The 17985-nt window shown below is 57.8% G+C and carries 17 protein-coding genes; 9 read left to right on the top strand and 8 right to left on the bottom strand.

Features of this window, described 5'->3' with window-relative positions:
• Positions 1-44: 44 nt before the first annotated feature.
• The 8 genes from FND52_RS03570 to pspA form a co-directional block, all read right to left on the bottom strand.
• Positions 45-977 carry a LysR family transcriptional regulator gene (locus FND52_RS03570; protein WP_144129349.1) on the bottom strand — a complete coding sequence of 311 codons (933 nt, stop codon included), beginning with the start codon at positions 975-977 and terminating at the stop codon, positions 45-47.
• A 223-nt stretch (positions 978-1200) separates the two neighbouring features.
• A complete protein-coding gene (gene tyrR, locus FND52_RS03565) occupies positions 1201-2763 on the bottom strand; it encodes a transcriptional regulator TyrR (protein WP_125294394.1) in 1563 nt (520 codons plus the stop codon).
• Between the two features lie 148 nt (positions 2764-2911).
• Positions 2912-3964 carry a YcjF family protein gene (locus FND52_RS03560; protein WP_144129347.1) on the bottom strand — a complete coding sequence of 351 codons (1053 nt, stop codon included), beginning with the start codon at positions 3962-3964 and terminating at the stop codon, positions 2912-2914.
• A complete protein-coding gene (locus FND52_RS03555) occupies positions 3961-5358 on the bottom strand; it encodes a YcjX family GTP-binding protein (RefSeq protein WP_144129345.1) in 1398 nt (465 codons plus the stop codon). Before FND52_RS03555 ends, FND52_RS03560 begins: the two co-directional genes overlap by 4 nt.
• A gap of 102 nt (positions 5359-5460) precedes the next feature.
• The gene (gene pspD / locus FND52_RS03550; RefSeq protein WP_125294391.1) at positions 5461-5685 is read right to left on the bottom strand and encodes a phage shock protein PspD; all 225 of its coding nucleotides are present in this window, start codon (positions 5683-5685) and stop codon (positions 5461-5463) included.
• A gap of 18 nt (positions 5686-5703) precedes the next feature.
• Positions 5704-6063, bottom strand: coding sequence for an envelope stress response membrane protein PspC (pspC, locus tag FND52_RS03545; RefSeq protein WP_125294390.1), 360 nt, complete (start codon positions 6061-6063; stop codon positions 5704-5706).
• The gene (gene pspB, locus FND52_RS03540) at positions 6063-6287 is read right to left on the bottom strand and encodes an envelope stress response membrane protein PspB (RefSeq protein ID WP_125294389.1); all 225 of its coding nucleotides are present in this window, start codon (positions 6285-6287) and stop codon (positions 6063-6065) included. Before pspB ends, pspC begins: the two co-directional genes overlap by 1 nt.
• Positions 6288-6343: 56 nt before the next feature.
• Positions 6344-7012: a phage shock protein PspA gene (pspA, locus tag FND52_RS03535; protein ID WP_144129344.1), complete on the bottom strand. Its 669-nt coding sequence runs from the start codon at positions 7010-7012 to the stop codon at positions 6344-6346.
• A 160-nt stretch (positions 7013-7172) separates the two neighbouring features.
• On the opposite strand from pspA, the gene pspF reads away from it, so the two are divergent.
• The 9 genes from pspF to FND52_RS03490 all read left to right on the top strand — a co-directional run bounded on the left by pspF (position 7173) and on the right by FND52_RS03490 (position 17849).
• Complete coding sequence (pspF, locus tag FND52_RS03530; protein ID WP_167509318.1) at positions 7173-8168, top strand: phage shock protein operon transcriptional activator; 996 nt, start codon at positions 7173-7175, stop codon at positions 8166-8168.
• 90 nt (positions 8169-8258) lie between these two features.
• Positions 8259-9899 (top strand): ABC transporter substrate-binding protein SapA, encoded by a 1641-nt coding sequence (sapA, locus tag FND52_RS03525; RefSeq protein WP_125294386.1) that lies wholly within the window; start codon positions 8259-8261, stop codon positions 9897-9899.
• Positions 9896-10861 (top strand): putrescine export ABC transporter permease SapB, encoded by a 966-nt coding sequence (gene sapB, locus FND52_RS03520; protein WP_125294385.1) that lies wholly within the window; start codon positions 9896-9898, stop codon positions 10859-10861. The genes sapA and sapB overlap by 4 nt, the downstream gene beginning before the upstream one ends.
• Positions 10848-11738, top strand: a complete 891-nt coding sequence (sapC, locus tag FND52_RS03515) for a putrescine export ABC transporter permease SapC (RefSeq protein ID WP_125294384.1) — start codon at positions 10848-10850, stop codon at positions 11736-11738. Before sapB ends, sapC begins: the two co-directional genes overlap by 14 nt.
• On the top strand, positions 11738-12730 hold the full coding sequence (gene sapD / locus FND52_RS03510) for a putrescine export ABC transporter ATP-binding protein SapD (RefSeq protein ID WP_125294383.1): 993 nt from the start codon (positions 11738-11740) through the stop codon (positions 12728-12730). Before sapC ends, sapD begins: the two co-directional genes overlap by 1 nt.
• Before the next feature lies 1 nt (position 12731).
• The gene (gene sapF, locus FND52_RS03505) at positions 12732-13550 is read left to right on the top strand and encodes a putrescine export ABC transporter ATP-binding protein SapF (RefSeq protein ID WP_144129340.1); all 819 of its coding nucleotides are present in this window, start codon (positions 12732-12734) and stop codon (positions 13548-13550) included.
• A 105-nt stretch (positions 13551-13655) separates the two neighbouring features.
• Positions 13656-14444, top strand: coding sequence for an enoyl-ACP reductase FabI (fabI, locus tag FND52_RS03500; RefSeq protein WP_125294381.1), 789 nt, complete (start codon positions 13656-13658; stop codon positions 14442-14444).
• A 208-nt stretch (positions 14445-14652) separates the two neighbouring features.
• Positions 14653-15813, top strand: coding sequence for a CMD domain-containing protein (locus tag FND52_RS03495; RefSeq protein ID WP_144129338.1), 1161 nt, complete (start codon positions 14653-14655; stop codon positions 15811-15813).
• A 101-nt stretch (positions 15814-15914) separates the two neighbouring features.
• Positions 15915-17849, top strand: a complete 1935-nt coding sequence (locus FND52_RS03490; RefSeq protein ID WP_144129336.1) for an exoribonuclease II — start codon at positions 15915-15917, stop codon at positions 17847-17849.
• Positions 17850-17985: the final 136 nt, after the last annotated feature.

Raw genomic sequence — 17985 nt, 5'->3', positions numbered from 1 at the left:
ATAATCGGAAATGATGAATAACATTGCTTAATACTCAGGTCATATTATTTATGCGCTGTGTGACGCGTTGGATGCGTAACTTTATGTTCTGTTAGCACATCGTCGATAAACGCATCAAGGGCTTCATTGCGCGGCCGCGTCTGGTGAAAAATGAGACAATGCTGCGCCTCATAGCTTAATGTTTGCGGGTTAAGAACCCGCATCTCGCCCGTTTCTTCCCACGTTTTTGCATAATGCTCAGGGAGGTAGCCAAGATGCGTACCGGCCAGGATCATTAACGCTACGCCTTCCATCTGATGCGCGCTTGCCGTCATGTTGTCGTCCGGCAGCGCCAGGGGAACCAGATTAGAAGGCATTAAATACCCTCGCTTTACCCATTTTGCCTGAAGGATATCCTGAGTGGAGACTCTGGCCCGATTGAATAACGGGTGATCCTTACCGCAATAAATAGAAACTTTTTCGGTAAACAAATTTATATATTTCAACCCAACAAGACGATGGCTGGTATAGGCAATGGCGGCATGCAATTGTCCGTTGAGAATGTCCTGCTCCAGTTCTGTCGGTGATTTAATTGACAATTGAAGGCAAACATCCTGATTGCGCTTATAAAAACGCGCCACGGTTTTATAAATATGCGAGTCCTGAAGAGTTAACGTGCTGTCCAGTAAACCAATCGACAACTGTCCAAACAATTTCCCGGAAAGGCCCCTTACCTGGGCGACAAAATTATCCATTGATGAAAATAATTCCAGTGCTGATTTAAGTATTCGTTTTCCTTCCTCCGTCAGACGAAATCCGCTCCGGCCTCTATCGCATAATCGATAACCCAGACGCGTTTCGAGCATAGCCATACTGGAACTGATAATAGACTGGTTCATATTCAGACTCGCCTGCGCCGCAGAAAAACCTTTGCACTGTGCGATAGTCACAAATATATGAAGTAAACGAAGATCGATACCCTGCACGCTGCTGTACATAATTACGCTCCTGTCAGCTATTACATGACCTCATACCTCTGATTGTTACGTTTTTTGCCAATAAATTTAACGCCCCGATAATGACGTGCGGCCAAACGGCAATTTACGGGCAATAAAAAAGGCTCATGAAAAGACATGAACCTTTTTACACTTCTCGCCGCCAGGGTCAACCGTTGCTTGACTCCCTGATATCCCATGGCGTGTTGCCTGGACGCCGCTGACGCTACTCTTCGCCCTTCTTCTGGCTTAATCCATATTCACGCAGTTTATTGGCAATCGCGGTATGCGATACGCCCAGGCGCTTCGCCAGCTTGCGGGTGCTGGGATAGCTGCGATAAAGCTGGGTCAATACCGAACGCTCGAAACGCCGGGTGATCTCATCCAGCGAACCGTCCATCGCCTCTTCGCCAACCGGCAGCGATCCGGCGTCAAAGTCCGGCAGCAGGATATCCTGCGCACGCAGCTCATAGCCTTCCAGCTGGGTCAACGCCCGATAAACGGCGTTTTTCAGCTGGCGCACGTTGCCCGGCCAGCCGTAGCGGGTCAGCATATTGCTCAGATCGCTGGACAGCTTGGGACGCGCCACGCCCTGTTCGTCGGCAAAACGCGCCACAAACAGTTCGGTCAGCGGCATGATGTCCTGCGGACGATCGCGCAACGGCGGCAGGTTAAGGGTCAGCACGTTAAGCCGATAGTAGAGATCCTCCCGGAATGTGCCCTTCTGCACCATCTCCACCAGGTTTTTCTGGGTGGCGCAAATTACCCGCACATCGACATGCACTTCGTGCTCCTCGCCGACGCGCCGGAAGGTGCCGTCATTCAGAAAGCGCAGCAGTTTGGTTTGCATACGCGGCGACATTTCGCCGATCTCATCCAGCAGCACCGAACCGCCGTTAGCCTGTTCGAAGAAGCCTTTTTTACCTTCCGTCGCGTTAGCGTAAGCGCCCGGCGCGTGGCCGAACAGCTCGCTTTCCACCACGTCTTCCGGGATAGAGCCGCAGTTAAGCGCCAGATAGGGCTTTTCAGCACGCGGGCTGGCCTGATGGCAGGCGCGGGCCAGTTGATCTTTACCGGTGCCGGTATCGCCGACAATCAGCAGCGGCGCGTTAAGCATGGCGAACTTACGCGCCTGCTCCACCACCTGACGCATCCGCGGGCTGACCGCGACGATCTGGCTGAACGCGCTGGCATCCAGTCCCGACAGGTTTTGCAGCTGGCGGCCCATGCGCACCGTGGAGCGCAGCATCACCACCGCGCCAATCAGCGTATTAACGCCTTTATCCTCTTCCAGATGCACCGGCGTGATTTCCATCAGGAAGTTCTGGCCGCTGATGATCGTATGTTCGGAATGGGAGTCTACCGGGTCGCTATCCAGCCAGCGCTGGAAGTTGAAGCTGTTAATCAGCGCACCGGCATTATGGTTACGCAGCTTCGCTTCGCTCATGGCGAACAGCGCACAGCTGGCAGGGTTAGCCCGTTCCACTTTGCTTTTTAAGTCCAGTGATAGCACCGCTTCCGGCAACGCTTCCAGCAGGGCCGCCAGGGCGCGGTTTTCGCGCTCCGACGGCATCCACGGCACGGTGCGCACGTCGGTCACGCCTGAGATGCGGCGAATTTCCGCCATCAGGCTGCTGAACGAATCAAAATCAAGGTTGGAAAAGTTGAGGTAGATACGCCCGATAGGGTCAATTTCGATTCCACGCAGGTCAATGCTGCGCAGCACCAGTAAATCCAGTAATTCTCGGGTAAGACCGATTCGGTCTTCGCAAAATACTTCCAGACGCATGGGGGTAACCTTCATGCTTAAGGGCCAATGACGGGGCGATGATACTCAAGATAACCTTCACCAGGAAGATGTCTGTCAACAATCATTGACAGTATGGCGGAAAATTGGGCGCTGCGCCGTAAAGTTAAACGTTCACAGCGCCGAAGGGTTAGTTATCGCGCGGTTTCTTTTGCAGGGTTTCTTTAACCTGGGTCAGCAACTGACGGCGGAAATCACCGAGGCGCGGCTTATCGTCAAGCCACGGCAGCGGACGGCACAGCTCCATCGCCTTGATGCCGAGACGCGCCGTCAGCAAGCCTGCGCCAATGCCCTGCGCCGCCCGCGCGGAGAGCCGCGCTGCCAGATCCTGCGACATCCAGTCCAGACCGATTTCACGCACCATTTCACTGGCCCCGGCAAAGGCGATATTCAGTAGCACCAGCCGGAACAGGCGGATGCGGCTGAAGTAGCCAAGTTCAATGCCATATAACGCGGCGATGCGGTTGATCAGGCGTAAATTGCGCCAGGCGATAAACGCCATATCCACCAGCGCCAGCGGGCTGACGGCGATCATCAGAGTGGATTCCGCCGCCGAGCGGCTGATTTCGCGCCGCGCCTGGCTATCCAGCACCGGCTGCACCAGATGGGCGTACAGCTCGACAATCTCCCGGTCATTGTGAGTTTCATGGATAGCGGCATACCAGCGCTGAAGCGCCGGATGGCCCTGATCCAGCCCGGCCTGACGCGCCAGTTTTTCGCAGAACGCCCGCCCCTTGCCCATGCCGTGGCTGGTCAACAGTTCTCGGGCCTCATCGCGTTCGGTGGCGCGCTCACGCAAACGGTGCAAACGCCGCCATTCAGTGCCCACCGCCCCAACGCCTGCGGCAACAATCAGCCCGCCCGCCGCCAGCCCGCCAAGCGCGACCCAGTCCTGAGTTTGCCAGGCGGTCAGGGTCCACTGCACGCCCTGCGCCACCACGCTGACGCCAAACAGCGCCAGCCCGGCGGTGACCATACGCCGCCACAGGCTGCGCTTAGGCCGCAGCGCGGCTTCCACCACGGCTTCGGCCTGGCCGTCGTCGGGTTCCAGCTCGGCAGCAAGCGCCGGGGTGAACAACTCCGCTTCCGGCTCACTAAACGCCTGGGCGCTTTTGATCTGCGGTTCCCGGTCCGCTTGCAGCGGCTCGGCGAAATCGATTCGCGGTTTTAACGGCTCGCTCATCGCAATTTATCTCCTATTAAAAACTCCAGCGCCGCGTCCAGCCGGATATGGGGCAGCGGCGTATCCACCGTCATCCGCTGGGGGCGAAACTGTTCAAACTGGAATCCCTGGTTTTGCCAGAAGGCGTTGCCCGGCAGGCGCGCCGGCACTTCGCCAGGGTAAACCGTTAGCGGCGCGCCGTCGCTTAATCGGTGACCGCGTAACGCCGGGATTTTTTCGCCCTTGACGTCCACCAGCCCGCTTTGCGTAGCCTGCACCGACGCCAGCCCCAGACAATCCATGCTGATGCCTTCGAACGCCGCGTTTTGCCAGGCGTCCTGCACCAGTTGCTGTAGTAGCGATACCATATTGGCGTGCTGATCGGCGGTAATGTGGTCGGCTTTGGTGGCGGCAAACAGCAGCTTGTCGATCACCGGGGAGAACAGGCGGCGGAACAGCGTGCGTTGGCCGTAGTGGAAGCTTTGCATCAGTTGCGTTAATGCCAGACGCATATCGTTAAACGCCTGAGGCCCGCTGTTGAGCGGTTGCAGGCAATCCACCAGCACAATCTGGCGGTCAAAGCGCAGGAAGTGATCTTTATAAAAGCCTTTAACCACTTTTTCGCAGTAGTAGCGATAGCGTTCGCGCAGCATCCCGGCATTGGTGGATTTGTCCGCCTGGGCAAGGCGCGATTCGCCCACGCCGTCCACATCCGGCCAGGGGAAGAATTGCAGCGCGGGCGCGCCCGCCATATCGCCGGGCAGTACAAAGCGCCCCGGCTGGATAAAGTGCAGCCCTTCGCGTTTACAGGTGTGCAGATAATCGGTCCAGGCTTCGGCAATCGCCGCCAGGCGGTTTTCATCGGCGGGCGCGAGCGGATCGAGCCCGTCGCACAGCTTGCGCCACGGTTGCGACCAGTTTTCGCGATCGCCCTTGAGCAGCCCGGTCATCTGCCGTGACCAGCTCAGGTAATCCTGGGCCAGCATCGGCAAATCCAGCAGCCATTCGCCCGGATAATCGACGATTTCCAGGTACAGCGTTGAGGTGTCTTTAAAGTGGCGCAGCAGGGATTCATTAGAGCGGTAGCGCAGCGCGAGGCGCATTTCGCTAACGCCACGGGTTGGCGTCGGCCAGGTGGGCGGTTCGCCGTACAGCTGCGCCAGCCCTTCATCGTAGGTAAAACGCGCCACGCCCAAATCGCGCTGCGGCACGCGCTTGACGCCCAACAGCCGCTCTTCGCGCACCGCGTTGAGCAGCGGGAGGCGCGCCCCAGCGTGGAGGTTCAACAGTTGGTTCACCATGGCGGTGATAAACGCCGTTTTGCCGCTGCGGCTCAGGCCAGTGACGGCCAACCGCAGATGGCGATCGACGCCACGGTTGACCAGCGCATTGAGTTCAGTCTTGATTCGCTTCATCGTCATCCTGTTTTCGAACAAGCGTATTGATAGAAGTATTATGGGGATGATTTAGCGGTCAGGCACGTCCCCGTTGTGCCCTTGCGATGGGTTTTTTGTCAATCAGGGTTTGAAATTGCGCGACAGTCGGGTCGCCAGGCGTTTTAACAGCGGTTCGAGGGCGAAGGCCAACAGCATTTTAACCGGTCGGCGCGCGACCGACTTCACCGCCCAGCCTGCTACGCCCGCAGGCCCGTAACGCAATGCGCCGAGAATGATCAGTTTGCCGGCCAGTTTCAGGCCGGGACGCGCTTTCACAGAAGCCTGCTGCCAACGGGTTGGTTTCATTCGCTCTCCAGAAAAAGGTTAAAGCTGACGGAATCGGCTGCGCAACGTGAACGTGTCAGAGGTCACGTAACGCTCCATGGCGCGTAAGCGCTGCTCGGATTCGGCCAGTTGGGCATCGGCGTCGTTCAGCAAATCACCGCTGCGCGGCGCGCCTTCGCCCTGCTCTGCGCCTTCCGGCATCGGGTCGAGAATAAACGTCAGGGCGATGTACGCCACCAGGGTAAAAAAGAACAGACCAAAAAACATCGACAGCACCACGATCAGGCGCACCAGCTTCACCGGCACGTCGAGATACTGAGCGATGCCCGCGCATACCCCTTTAACCATGCCCTGCTGGGGAATGCGCCACAATTTGCGATTTCCAAAAGAGGTGGTCATTAATCATTTCTCCAGTTGGGGTGTTCGGCATCCAGAATCTGCTCCAGCGACTGAATGCGTTCGCGCATCCGGCGAGCCTCTTCAGTCAATTGCGCCAGGCGCTGCTGTTCACTTTGCGTTAACTCGCTGCGCGAACTGCGATTGCTGTAGTGCAACCACAGCCAAATCGGCGCGACGAACAGCACGAAAATGGTTAGCGGTATGGCGAGAAAAAGTGCGCTCATGTGTACTCCTTGACAGTAAAAGCGCTGCGGCGCGTCATACCGCCGCAGCAAAGTTTTTATTCAACGTCGCGCTGTACTTTGGCTTTAAGCGCAGCCAGTTGAGCGCTGATTTCATCGTCCGCTTTGAGATCGGCAAACTGCTGATCGAGATTTTTTTGTTTGCCAAAACGCTGGCTTTCGGCTTCTGCTTCCATGTGATCGATACGGCGCTCGAACGATTCGAAACGCGCCATGGCTTCATCAATTTTGCCACTGTCGAGCTGGCGGCGCACGTCGCGGGAGGACGATGCGGCCTGGTGGCGCAGCGTCAACACCTGCTGGCGAGCGCGGGTTTCCTGAAGTTTATTCTCCAGTTCGCCGATTTCGGTTTTCATCCGCGCCAGGGTTTCGTCAACCTGAGTGGCTTCGTCGGTCAGTACCGTAATCAGGTCGGTCAGCTTTTGTTTTTCAATCAGCGCCGCACGGGCTAAATCGTCTTTATCTTTGCGCAGCGCCAGTTCGGCTTTTTCCTGCCATTCGGCCTGCTGAGCGGTTGCCTGCTCAATGCGACGGCTCAGCTGTTTCTTTTCAGCCAGCGCGCGAGCGGAGGTGGAACGCACTTCAACTAAGGTGTCTTCCATTTCCTGAATCATCAGACGCACCAGCTTTTGCGGGTCCTCTGCTTTTTCCAGCAGGGAGTTGATGTTGGCGTTCACGATGTCGGCAAAACGAGAAAAAATACCCATAACTCAATCCTCTTTGATTATCCGGGCGTCACGCGCCCTGCTCGATTTCGCTATAACTAATACAAACATCGTGCCAGTTTTATAATCTGTTGTTTTTACTGAGATTGAACATATTGCCGTCAGGTATGATATCTTCAATAGTAGTCATATCCACCAACAAGTGGTCAATTTCATCATGGCAGAATATAAAGATAATTTGATTGGCGAGGCCAATAGCTTCCTTGAAGTGCTGGAACAGGTCTCCCGGCTGGCACCGCTGGATAAACCGGTGCTGGTGATTGGCGAGCGCGGGACCGGTAAGGAGCTGATTGCCAGCCGCATTCACTTTTTGTCGCGCCGCTGGCAGGGGCCGTTTATCTCCCTGAACTGCGCGGCGCTGAATGAGAACCTGCTGGATTCCGAGCTGTTCGGCCATGAAGCGGGCGCGTTTACCGGCGCGCAGAAGCGCCACCCCGGTCGCTTTGAGCGTGCCGATGGCGGAACGCTGTTTCTCGATGAACTGGCGACCGCGCCGATGATGGTGCAGGAAAAGCTGCTCAGGGTGATCGAATATGGCGAGCTGGAGCGCGTGGGGGGCAGCCAGCCGTTGCAGGTCAACGTGCGTCTGGTATGCGCGACCAACGCCAGCCTGCCGGATCTGGTCGAGCAAGGGACCTTCCGCGCCGATCTGCTCGACCGGCTGGCGTTTGACGTGGTACAGCTCCCGCCGCTGCGCGAGCGGCGCAGCGATATCATGCTGCTGGCGGAACAGTTCGCTATCCAGATGTGCCGGGAACTCGGCTGGCTGCTGTTCCCCGGTTTTACGCCGGAAGCTGAACAAACCCTGCTGGATTACAGCTGGCCGGGCAATATCCGCGAGCTGAAAAACGTGGTGGAACGTTCGATTTATCGCCACGGCACCAGCGAAACAGCGGTAGATACCATTATTGTCGACCCGTTTTCCCGTCCCGCGCCGCAAAAAACTGAAACGGCTGATAACGGCTTGCCCGCCCTGCCGCTTGATTTACGCCAGTGGCAGCAGCAGAGCGAAAAAGCGCTGGTGGAAACCAGCCTGGCTCAGGCGAAATACAATCAAAAACGCGCCGCACAGTTATTGGGTGTGACCTATCACCAGCTGCGCGCCCTGTTGAAAAAGCACGAGATCGCCGCCCAGTGATGGCTTTTGCGCCAACTGGCGCAGAGATTTTTCCCTGGCCCCACTAAGTGCGATACACTTTGACTATTGGTCAAAATAACTCAAAAACTTATGCGCGTATTTTTGTCTTCCCTGATAATGGCGCTCGGCATTTCTGGCGGGTACGCCCATGCGGCCCCTGCCCCAAAACCCCTTGCCGATATTCGCCAGAGCGGGTTTGTCTATTGCGTCAGCGGACAGGTTAATACCTTTAATCCGCAAAAAGCGGGTAGCGGCCTTACCGTTGATACCCTGGCCGCGCAGCTGTATGACCGGCTGCTGGACGTCGACCCCTATACCTACCGGCTGGTTTCCGAACTGGCGGACAGCTGGGAGGTGCTGGATGACGGCGCGACCTATCGCTTTCACCTGCGCCGTAACGTGCAGTTCCAGACCACCGCCTGGTTTACGCCGACCCGTCCGCTCAACGCGGATGACGTGGTGTTCAGCTTCCAGCGTATTTTCGATCGCAATAATCCCTGGCACAGCGTCAACGGTGCCAGCTATCCCTATTTCGACAGCCTGCAATTTGCCGATACGGTGAAAAGCGTGCGTAAAATTGGCGAATATAGCGTTGAGTTTCGCCTCGCACAGCCGGATGCCTCATTTTTATGGCATCTGGCGACCCATTACGCGTCGGTGATGTCGGCAGAATACGCCGGGAATCTCACAAAAGCTGACCGCCAGGAGATGCTGGACCGCGAACCCGTGGGCACTGGCCCGTTCAAGCTGAGCGAATACCGCGCCGGGCAGTTTATTCGCCTGGCGCGCCACGACAGCTTCTGGCGCGGTAGGCCGCTGATGCCGCAGGTGGTTATCGATCTGGGTTCCGGCGGCACCGGGCGCTTATCAAAATTGCTGACCGGCGAGTGCGATGTGCTGGCCTGGCCTGCCGCCAGCCAGTTGTCGATTTTACGCGACGACCCGCGCCTGCGTCTGACGCTGCGCCCCGGCATGAACATCGCCTATCTGGGATTCAACACCAATAAAGCGCCGCTGAATAACCCGGCGGTCCGCCACGCGCTGGCGCTGGCAATCAACAATCAACGCCTGATGCAGTCGATTTATTACGGCACCGCTGAAACCGCCGCGTCGATTTTGCCGCGCGCGTCGTGGGCCTATGATAACGATGCGAAAATTACCGAATACGATCCCGCTAAGGCCAAAGCGCAGCTTGAGGCGCTGGGCGTTCAGAATTTAACCCTACAGCTGTGGGTGCCGACCAGCTCTCAGGCCTGGAACCCCAGCCCGCTGAAAACCGCCGAGCTGATTCAGGCCGACCTGGCCCAGGTGGGCGTGACGGTGGTGATCGTGCCGGTAGAAGGCCGTTTCCAGGAAGCGCGGCTGATGGATATGAATCATGACCTGACGCTGGCCGGCTGGGCCACCGACAGTAACGACCCGGACAGCTTCTTCCGGCCCTTGCTGAGCTGTGCGGCGATCCGCTCCCAGAGTAACGTCGCCCACTGGTGCAACCGTGAATTCGACGAGGTGCTGCAAAAAGCGCTTTCCTCTCAGCAACTGGCGGCACGCATCGAAGCCTACGATGAGGCCCAGCGGATGCTGGCGAAGGAGCTGCCGGTTCTGCCGCTGGCGTCCTCCCTGCGGCTACAGGCGTCGCGCTATGATATTAAAGGGCTGGTATTGAGCCCGTTCGGCAACGCGTCATTCGCCGGGGTATCCCGGGACGAGGCGGAGGTGAAAGCGCCATGATTATTTTTACCCTGCGTCGCTTATTGCTGCTGCTGGTAACGCTGCTGTTTTTAAGCATTGTCGGCTTCAGCCTGAGCTACTTTACGCCGCACGCCCCGCTTCAGGGCGCATCGCTGTGGAACGCCTGGTGGTTCTGGTTTGACGGCGTGCTGCACTGGGACTTCGGCGTGTCCAGCATCAACGGCCAGCCCATCACCGCCCAACTGCGGGAAGTGTTCCCGGCCACCATGGAGCTGTGCATTCTGGCGTTTGGCTTTGCGCTACTGGTGGGCATCCCGGTGGGGATGCTGGCCGGGATCCTGCGCAACAAATGGCAGGACACCTTTATCAGCGGGCTGGCGCTGGTGGGCCTGTCGATTCCGGTATTCTGGCTGGCGCTGCTGCTGACGCTGTTTTTCTCGCTCACCCTGGGCTGGCTGCCGGTTTCAGGCCGTTTCGACCTGCTGTATGAGGTTAAGCAGGTCACCGGGTTCGCGCTGATTGACGCCTGGCTGTCGGATTCGCCGTGGCGCGATGAGATGATCATCAGCGCCGCGCGCCATATGGTGCTGCCGGTGCTGACCCTGGCGCTGGCTCCCACCACGGAAGTGATCCGCCTGATGCGCATCAGCACCATCGAGGTGTTCGATCAAAACTATGTGAAAGCGGCAGCCACGCGCGGCCTGTCGCGGATCACCATTTTGCGCCGCCACGTGCTGCATAACGCTCTGCCGCCGGTGATCCCGCGTCTGGGCCTGCAGTTCTCCACCATGCTGACGCTGGCGATGATCACCGAAATGGTGTTTAGCTGGCCAGGGCTGGGGCGCTGGTTGATTAACGCCATCCGCCAGCAGGATTATGCGGCGATTTCCGCCGGGGTGATGGTCATTGGCGCACTGGTGATCGCGGTTAACGTGCTGTCGGATATTCTCGGGGCCATGGCGAACCCGCTGAAGCATAAGGAATGGTATGCCCTACGATAATGTTTACAGCGAAAAACGCCCGCCGGGGGCATTACGCACGGTATGGCGCAAATTCTATGGCGATACCATGGCGATGGTCGGCCTGTACGGCTGCGCCGGTCTGGTGCTCTTGTGCCTGTTTGGCTCGCTGTTTTCCCCTTATGACATCAACCAGCAGTTTCTAGGCTATCAGCTGCTGCCGCCGTCGTGGTCGCGCTATGGCGAAGTGTCGTTCTTTTTAGGCACCGATGATTTAGGCCGCGATGTATTAAGCCGTCTGCTGAGCGGCGCGGCCCCGACCGTCGGCGGCGCGTTCGTGGTGACGCTGGCCGCGGCGGTCGTCGGGCTGGTGCTGGGCGTGATCGCCGGGTCCACCCACGGCCTGCGCTCGGCGCTGCTGAACCATATTCTCGATACCCTGCTGTCGATCCCTTCCCTGCTGCTGGCGATTATCGTGGTGGCGTTTGCCGGGCCGGGGCTGACCCATGCGATGTTCGCGGTGTGGCTGGCGCTGCTGCCGCGCATCGTGCGCTCGGTTTACAGCATGGTGCATGACGAGCTGGAAAAAGAGTACGTAGTAGCGGCCCGTCTTGACGGCGCATCAACCCTGAATATCCTCTGGTTCGCGGTACTGCCGAATACCGCGTCGGTGTTTGTCAGTGAAGTGACGCGCGCCCTGTCGATGGCGGTGCTGGACATTGCCGCGCTTGGCTTTCTCGATCTCGGCGCGCAGCTGCCCTCGCCCGAATGGGGAGCGATGCTGGGGGATGCGCTAGAATTGATTTATGTCGCGCCGTGGACGGTGATGCTGCCCGGTGCCGCCATTATGGTCAGCGTGCTGCTGATCAACCTGCTTGGCGAAGGTATCCGACGCGCCATTAATGCGGGAGTGGAATAATGCCGTTACTTGATATCCGTAATCTCACCATTGAATTCAAAGCCGGTGACGAGTGGGTAAAAGCCGTCGATCGCGTCAGCATGACGCTGGCCGAGGGGGAAATCCGCGGGCTGGTCGGCGAATCGGGTTCCGGTAAAAGCCTAATCGCCAAAGCGATTTGCGGCGTGACCAAGGACAACTGGCGCGTGACCGCTGACCGTATGCGTTTTGACGATATCGACCTGCTGCGCCTGTCGGCGCGCGAGCGGCGGCGGCTGGTAGGCCATAACGTGTCGATGATTTTCCAGGAGCCGCAGTCCTGTCTGGACCCTTCAGAGAAAGTGGGCCGCCAGCTGATGCAAAACATTCCCGCCTGGACATATAAAGGCCGCTGGTGGCAGCGCTTCGGCTGGCGCAAACTGCGCGCCATCGAGCTGCTGCACCGGGTGGGGATTAAAGATCATAAAGACGCGATGAACAGCTTCCCGTATGAGCTGACCGACGGCGAGTGCCAGAAAGTAATGATCGCCATCGCGCTGGCCAATCAGCCGCGCTTGCTGATTGCCGATGAGCCGACCAACGCCATGGAGCCCACCACTCAGGCGCAGATTTTCCGCCTGTTGACCCGGCTGAACCAGAATAACAACACCACGATTTTGCTAATCAGCCACGATTTGCAGATGCTCAGCCAGTGGGCTGACCGCATCAACGTGATGTACTGCGGCCAGACGGTGGAAACCGCGGCGAGCGAAGAGCTGATCACCATGCCCCATCATCCGTATACCCAGGCGCTGATCCGCGCAATCCCTGACTTCGGCAGCGCGATGCCGCACAAAAGCCGCCTGAACACGCTACAGGGCGCGATCCCGCTGCTGGAGCAACTACCGATTGGCTGCCGCCTGGGGCCGCGCTGCCCGTACGCTCAGCGAAAATGCGTTGAAACGCCGCGCCTGGCCGGGCCGCGAGGGCATCTTTTCGCCTGCCATTTCCCGCTGAATATGGAGAAAGAGTGAAATGGTCGAGACGCTGCTTGAAGTCCGCAACCTCAGCAAAACCTTTCGCTATCGCACCGGCTGGTTTCACCGCCAGACCGTGGAAGCCGTTAAGCCGTTAAGCTTTACCCTGCGGGAAAAGCAAACCCTGGCGATTATCGGTGAAAACGGCTCGGGGAAATCGACGCTGGCAAAAATGCTCGCCGGGATGGTGGAACCCACCAGCGGGGATGTGGTGATCGACGATCATAAACTGCACTACGGTGATTACTCATTCCGCAGCCAGCGCATCCGGATGATTTTTCAGGACCCATCGACATCGCTGAATCCGCGCCAGCGCGTTTCGCAGATCCTCGATTTCCCCCTGCGGCTGAATACCGATCTGGAGCCGGAGCTGCGTCAAAAGCAGATTCTGGAAACGCTGCGGATGGTGGGCCTGCTGCCGGATCACGCCAGCTATTATCCGCATATGCTGGCACCAGGACAGAAGCAGCGTCTTGGTCTGGCGCGCGCGCTGATCCTGCGCCCGAAAGTGATTATCGCCGACGAGGCGCTGGCCTCGCTGGATATGTCTATGCGCTCACAGTTAATCAACCTGATGCTGGAGTTGCAGGAAAAACAGGGTATCTCCTACATCTACGTGACCCAGCATATCGGCATGATGAAGCACATCAGCGATTTGGTGATGGTGATGCACCAGGGCGAAGTGGTGGAGCGCGGCAGCACTGCCGACGTGCTGGCCTCTCCGTTGCATGACTTAACTAAGCGGTTAATCGCCAGCCATTTCGGTGAGGCGTTAACGGCGGATGCCTGGCGTAAAGACCACGGCATGGTACGTTGAGTGGTCGGATTAACGGATTCGGCGAGACATGTTAGAATCGCCGCGTTTAACGACGCCCGGTCGCTGAATCGGGCGCCACAACAATGAAGATAAGGATTAAAAGCTATGGGTTTTCTTACCGGTAAGCGCATTCTGGTGACTGGCGTCGCCAGCAAACTTTCCATCGCCTTTGGTATCGCGCAGGCGATGCACCGCGAAGGGGCTGAACTGGCGTTCACCTATCAAAACGACAAGCTGAAAGGCCGTGTGGAAGAGTTTGCCGCCCAACTGGGCTCAAGCATTGTGCTGCCGTGCGACGTAGCTGAAGATGCCAGCATTGACGGGCTGTTCGCGGAACTGGCGAAAGTCTGGCCGAAATTTGACGGCTTCGTACACTCTATCGGCTTTGCGCCGGGCGATCAGCTGGATGGCGATTACGTTAACGCCGTAACCCGCGAAGGCTTTAAAATCGCTCACGACATCAGCTCTTATAGCTTTGTTGCTCTGGCCAAAGCCAGCCGCGAAATGCTGAATCCGGGTTCCGCCCTGCTGACGTTGTCCTACCTCGGTGCAGAACGCGCTATTCCGAACTACAACGTGATGGGCCTGGCAAAAGCCTCGCTGGAAGCGAACGTGCGTTATATGGCGAATGCGATGGGTCCGGAAGGCGTGCGCGTCAACGGCATCTCCGCAGGCCCAATTCGCACCCTGGCGGCATCCGGCATTAAAGATTTCCGTAAAATGCTGGCGCATTGCGAAGCGGTTACCCCGATTCGCCGCACCGTGACCATTGAAGATGTGGGCAACAGCGCCGCATTCCTGTGCTCCGATCTGTCTGCAGGCATTACCGGTGAAGTGGTTCACGTAGACGGCGGTTTCAGCATCGCTGCGATGAACGAGCTGGAACTGAAATAATTCCTTTTGCTGTATTACCAAGGCGGGCTGAAGCCCGCCTTTTTTATTACCCTCGCTGCATTGCTCTCCTCGTGTTTATAGCTTTCCGATCTTAAATATCACTGAACAATCTTTTGTGGGCCGTTGCCCTTACGGCAGGATAAGGCTGCGAACCAGGCCCGGTAAGCCGACCGGGCTTCGGGTCTTTCATTTTTTTCAAGGAAAGCTCATGGAACAACGCCGCCGCGAAACCGGTCGTAACCACTGGTATCATGAAACCCAGTCAAGCCGTCTTCCTGATGATGTGGTGTCGCTGGTACCGGAAGCTGCCCATGTGCAGGATCGGTTTTTGCTGGATTTAACGGTAGATGACGCCCTGCTGGCTCCTCACCGGTTATGGTTATCCACTGCCCGTAAACTTAGCGCGCTGTTTTTCCCCGAACACCTCGTACCCAACCGGCTCAATACGCTGAGCAGTTACGATCGTCTAAGCACCGCGCTCACGGTGGCGCAGGTGTATGGCGTCCAGCGGTTGTGTAATCACTACGCCGCTCGCCTTACGCCGCTGCCCGGCCCGGACTCCTCCCGGGAAAGCAATCGCCGCTTAACGCTGATCACCCAGTACGCGCGCCAGCTTGCCAGCCAGCCTACGCTGATTGATGGCAATTTGCGCCGCCAGCTCGAAGAGGCCGGGCTGTCCGTCGCAGATATCGTCGCGTTTAACCAAATCATCGGCTTCGTGGGTTTTCAGGCGCGAGTGGTCGCGGTTTTTCAAGCCGCGATGGGGATCCCGGTACGCTGGCTGCCCGGTTTTGATATTCAGCAGGATGCGCCTGCTGAACGTTTTCATCAAACGCCGGCGAATTGGCGCGCCGATTTTCCTCAATACGACGCACCGCTGGCTAACGAGCGGCTTACTGAGCGTTTCTTACAGTGCACTCAGCAGCCGCTGCTGCGTGAAATGGCGGGTTTATTGATTCAGGAGCCGCTGGCGCTGGAGCCTTTTGTGCAGCTCAGTACGCAGTTGCAGCCCTCGCCGGATCTCCACCCTGTCGCCAGTGTCGCCGCGCTGGTCAGCGCCCGGATTAACGGTAGCGTAGCCTGCTTCAACGATACGGCTCAGGCATGGCGCGGCGACGCGGGCCTGGTCGACGCGGTGCGTAACGGCGAACGGGCTCTGAATGCCTGGAGCCATCACCATCCCTTAGAGCGAGCCGTTATCCACGCCACACAATGGCTGGCTCGCGCTCCGGATCGCTTTAGCCCGGCGCATCTCGAACCATTAATAACCCAGGGATTATCACCTGACCAGGCGCTGCGTTTGCTGATATGGACAGGCTTCTGCGGCTGGCTTAACCGTCTGAAACTGGGATTTGGCGATATCGCCTGAAACCGCGCGATCTCGCGATTCCAGGGCAAAGAGCGCTTGCTGCCACCCCCGGAATCGCGTAAAACTGTCAGCCGCTCAATTGGCCACGAAAATGCGAAAATATGTTTCAGGATAACCCGCTGCTAGCGCAGCTTAAACAGCAACTGCATTCCCAAACGCCACGCGCTGAAGGCGTGGTAAAAGCCACCGAAAAAGGATTTGGTTTTCTCGAAGTTGACGCGCAAAAAAGCTACTTCATCCCGCCGCCGCAGATGAAGAAAGTGATGCACGGCGACCGGATCAGCGCGGTGATCCACACTGAAAAAGAGAAAGAGAGCGCTGAACCAGAAACGCTGATTGAACCTTTCCTGACCCGCTTCGTTGGCCGGGTACAAAAGAAAGACGACCGTCTTTCCATTGTGCCGGATCATCCCCTGATTAAAGACGTCATCTCCTGCCGCGCCGCCCGGAATGTTGAGCACGATTTCCAGAACGGCGACTGGGCAGTGGCCGAAATGCGCCGCCACCCGTTGAAAGGCGATCGCGGTTTCTACGCGGAGCTTACTCAGTTCATCACCTTTGGCGACGATCATTTTGCCCCGTGGTGGGTAACCCTGGCGCGCCATAATCTGGAACGCGAAGCGCCAAACGGCGTGGCGACGGAGATGCTGGATGAAGGCCTGGTGCGCGAAGATCTCACCGCACTGGATTTTGTCACCATCGACAGCGCCAGTACCGAAGATATGGACGATGCGCTGTTTGTCGAACAGCGTGAAGACGGCAGCCTGGCGCTGACCGTGGCGATTGCCGACCCTACCGCCTGGATTGCGCCGAACAGCAAGCTCGACGGCATGGCGAAAGTCCGCGCGTTTACCAACTATCTGCCGGGCTTTAATATCCCGATGCTGCCGCGCGAGCTGTCAGACGATCTGTGCTCGCTGCGCGCCCACGAAGCGCGTCCGGCGCTGGCCTGCCGCATGGTGATCCAGCAAGACGGCGCTATCGCTGACGATATCCGTTTCTTTGCCGCGACCGTAGAGTCTAAAGCCAAACTGGCCTATGACAATGTCTCCGACTGGCTGGAAAACAGCGGCGAGTGGCAGCCGGAAAGCGAAGCGATTGCCCAACAAATCCGCCTGCTGCAACAGGTCTGCGAGCGCCGTAATAGCTGGCGTCACCAGCATGCGCTGGTATTTAAAGACCGTCCGGACTACCGTTTTGTGCTGGGCGAGAAAGGCGAAGTGCTGGATATCGTGGCAGAGCCGCGCCGCATCGCCAACCGCATCGTGGAAGAATCGATGATCGCTGCCAACGTCTGCGCCGCACGCGTGCTGCGCGATAAGCTGGGCTTCGGCATTTACAACGTTCACGCTGGGTTCGATCCGGCCAATACCGAACATCTGGCTACCCTGCTGCAATCCCACGGTATGCATGTTGATGCCCAGGAAGTGCTGACGCTGGAAGGCTTCTGCAAACTGCGCCGTGAACTGGACGCTCAGCCAACCGGCTTCCTGGACAGCCGCATCCGCCGCTTCCAGTCCTTTGCGGAAATCAGCACCGAGCCGGGCGCGCACTTTGGTCTGGGGCTTGAGGCCTACGCCACCTGGACGTCGCCGATCCGCAAGTATGGCGATATGATCAACCATCGCCTGCTGAAAGCCATTATCAAAGGTGAAACCGCAGAGCGTCCGCAGGAAGACGTGCTGACGCCAATGGCGGAGCGCCGCCGCGCCAACCGTATGGCGGAGCGCGACGTCGGCGACTGGTTGTATGCGCGATTCCTTAAAGATAAAGCCGGTACCGATAGCCGTTTCGCGGCGGAAATTATCGATATCAGCCGCGGCGGCATGCGCGTGCGCCTGGTGGATAATGGCGCAGTGGCGTTTATCCCTGCCCCGTTCCTTCATGCTGTGCGCGATGAGCTGGTATGCAGCCAGGAAAACGGCACCGTGCAGATCAAGGGCGAAGTGGCCTATAAAGTCACTGACGTGATCGATGTGACCATCGCTGAAGTGCGCATGGAAACCCGTAGCGTGATTGCACGTCCGGCAGCGTAATGTATTCCTCCCCGGTTAACGCCGGGGAGTATTTTCAGATTTTTACGGTAAAAGCAGACCAGTATTGTTGTTTCTGCTCGCAACGTGCGTCGGCTTTTCCCGGTAAAATAGCGTTTAGCGTTGTTATTCATTAATA

The sequence above is a fragment of the Atlantibacter subterraneus genome (genome assembly GCF_007570865.1).
GTDB classification, from domain to species: Bacteria; Pseudomonadota; Gammaproteobacteria; order Enterobacterales; family Enterobacteriaceae; genus Atlantibacter; species Atlantibacter subterraneus.
This window is presented reverse-complemented; position numbering and strand designations above follow the sequence as displayed.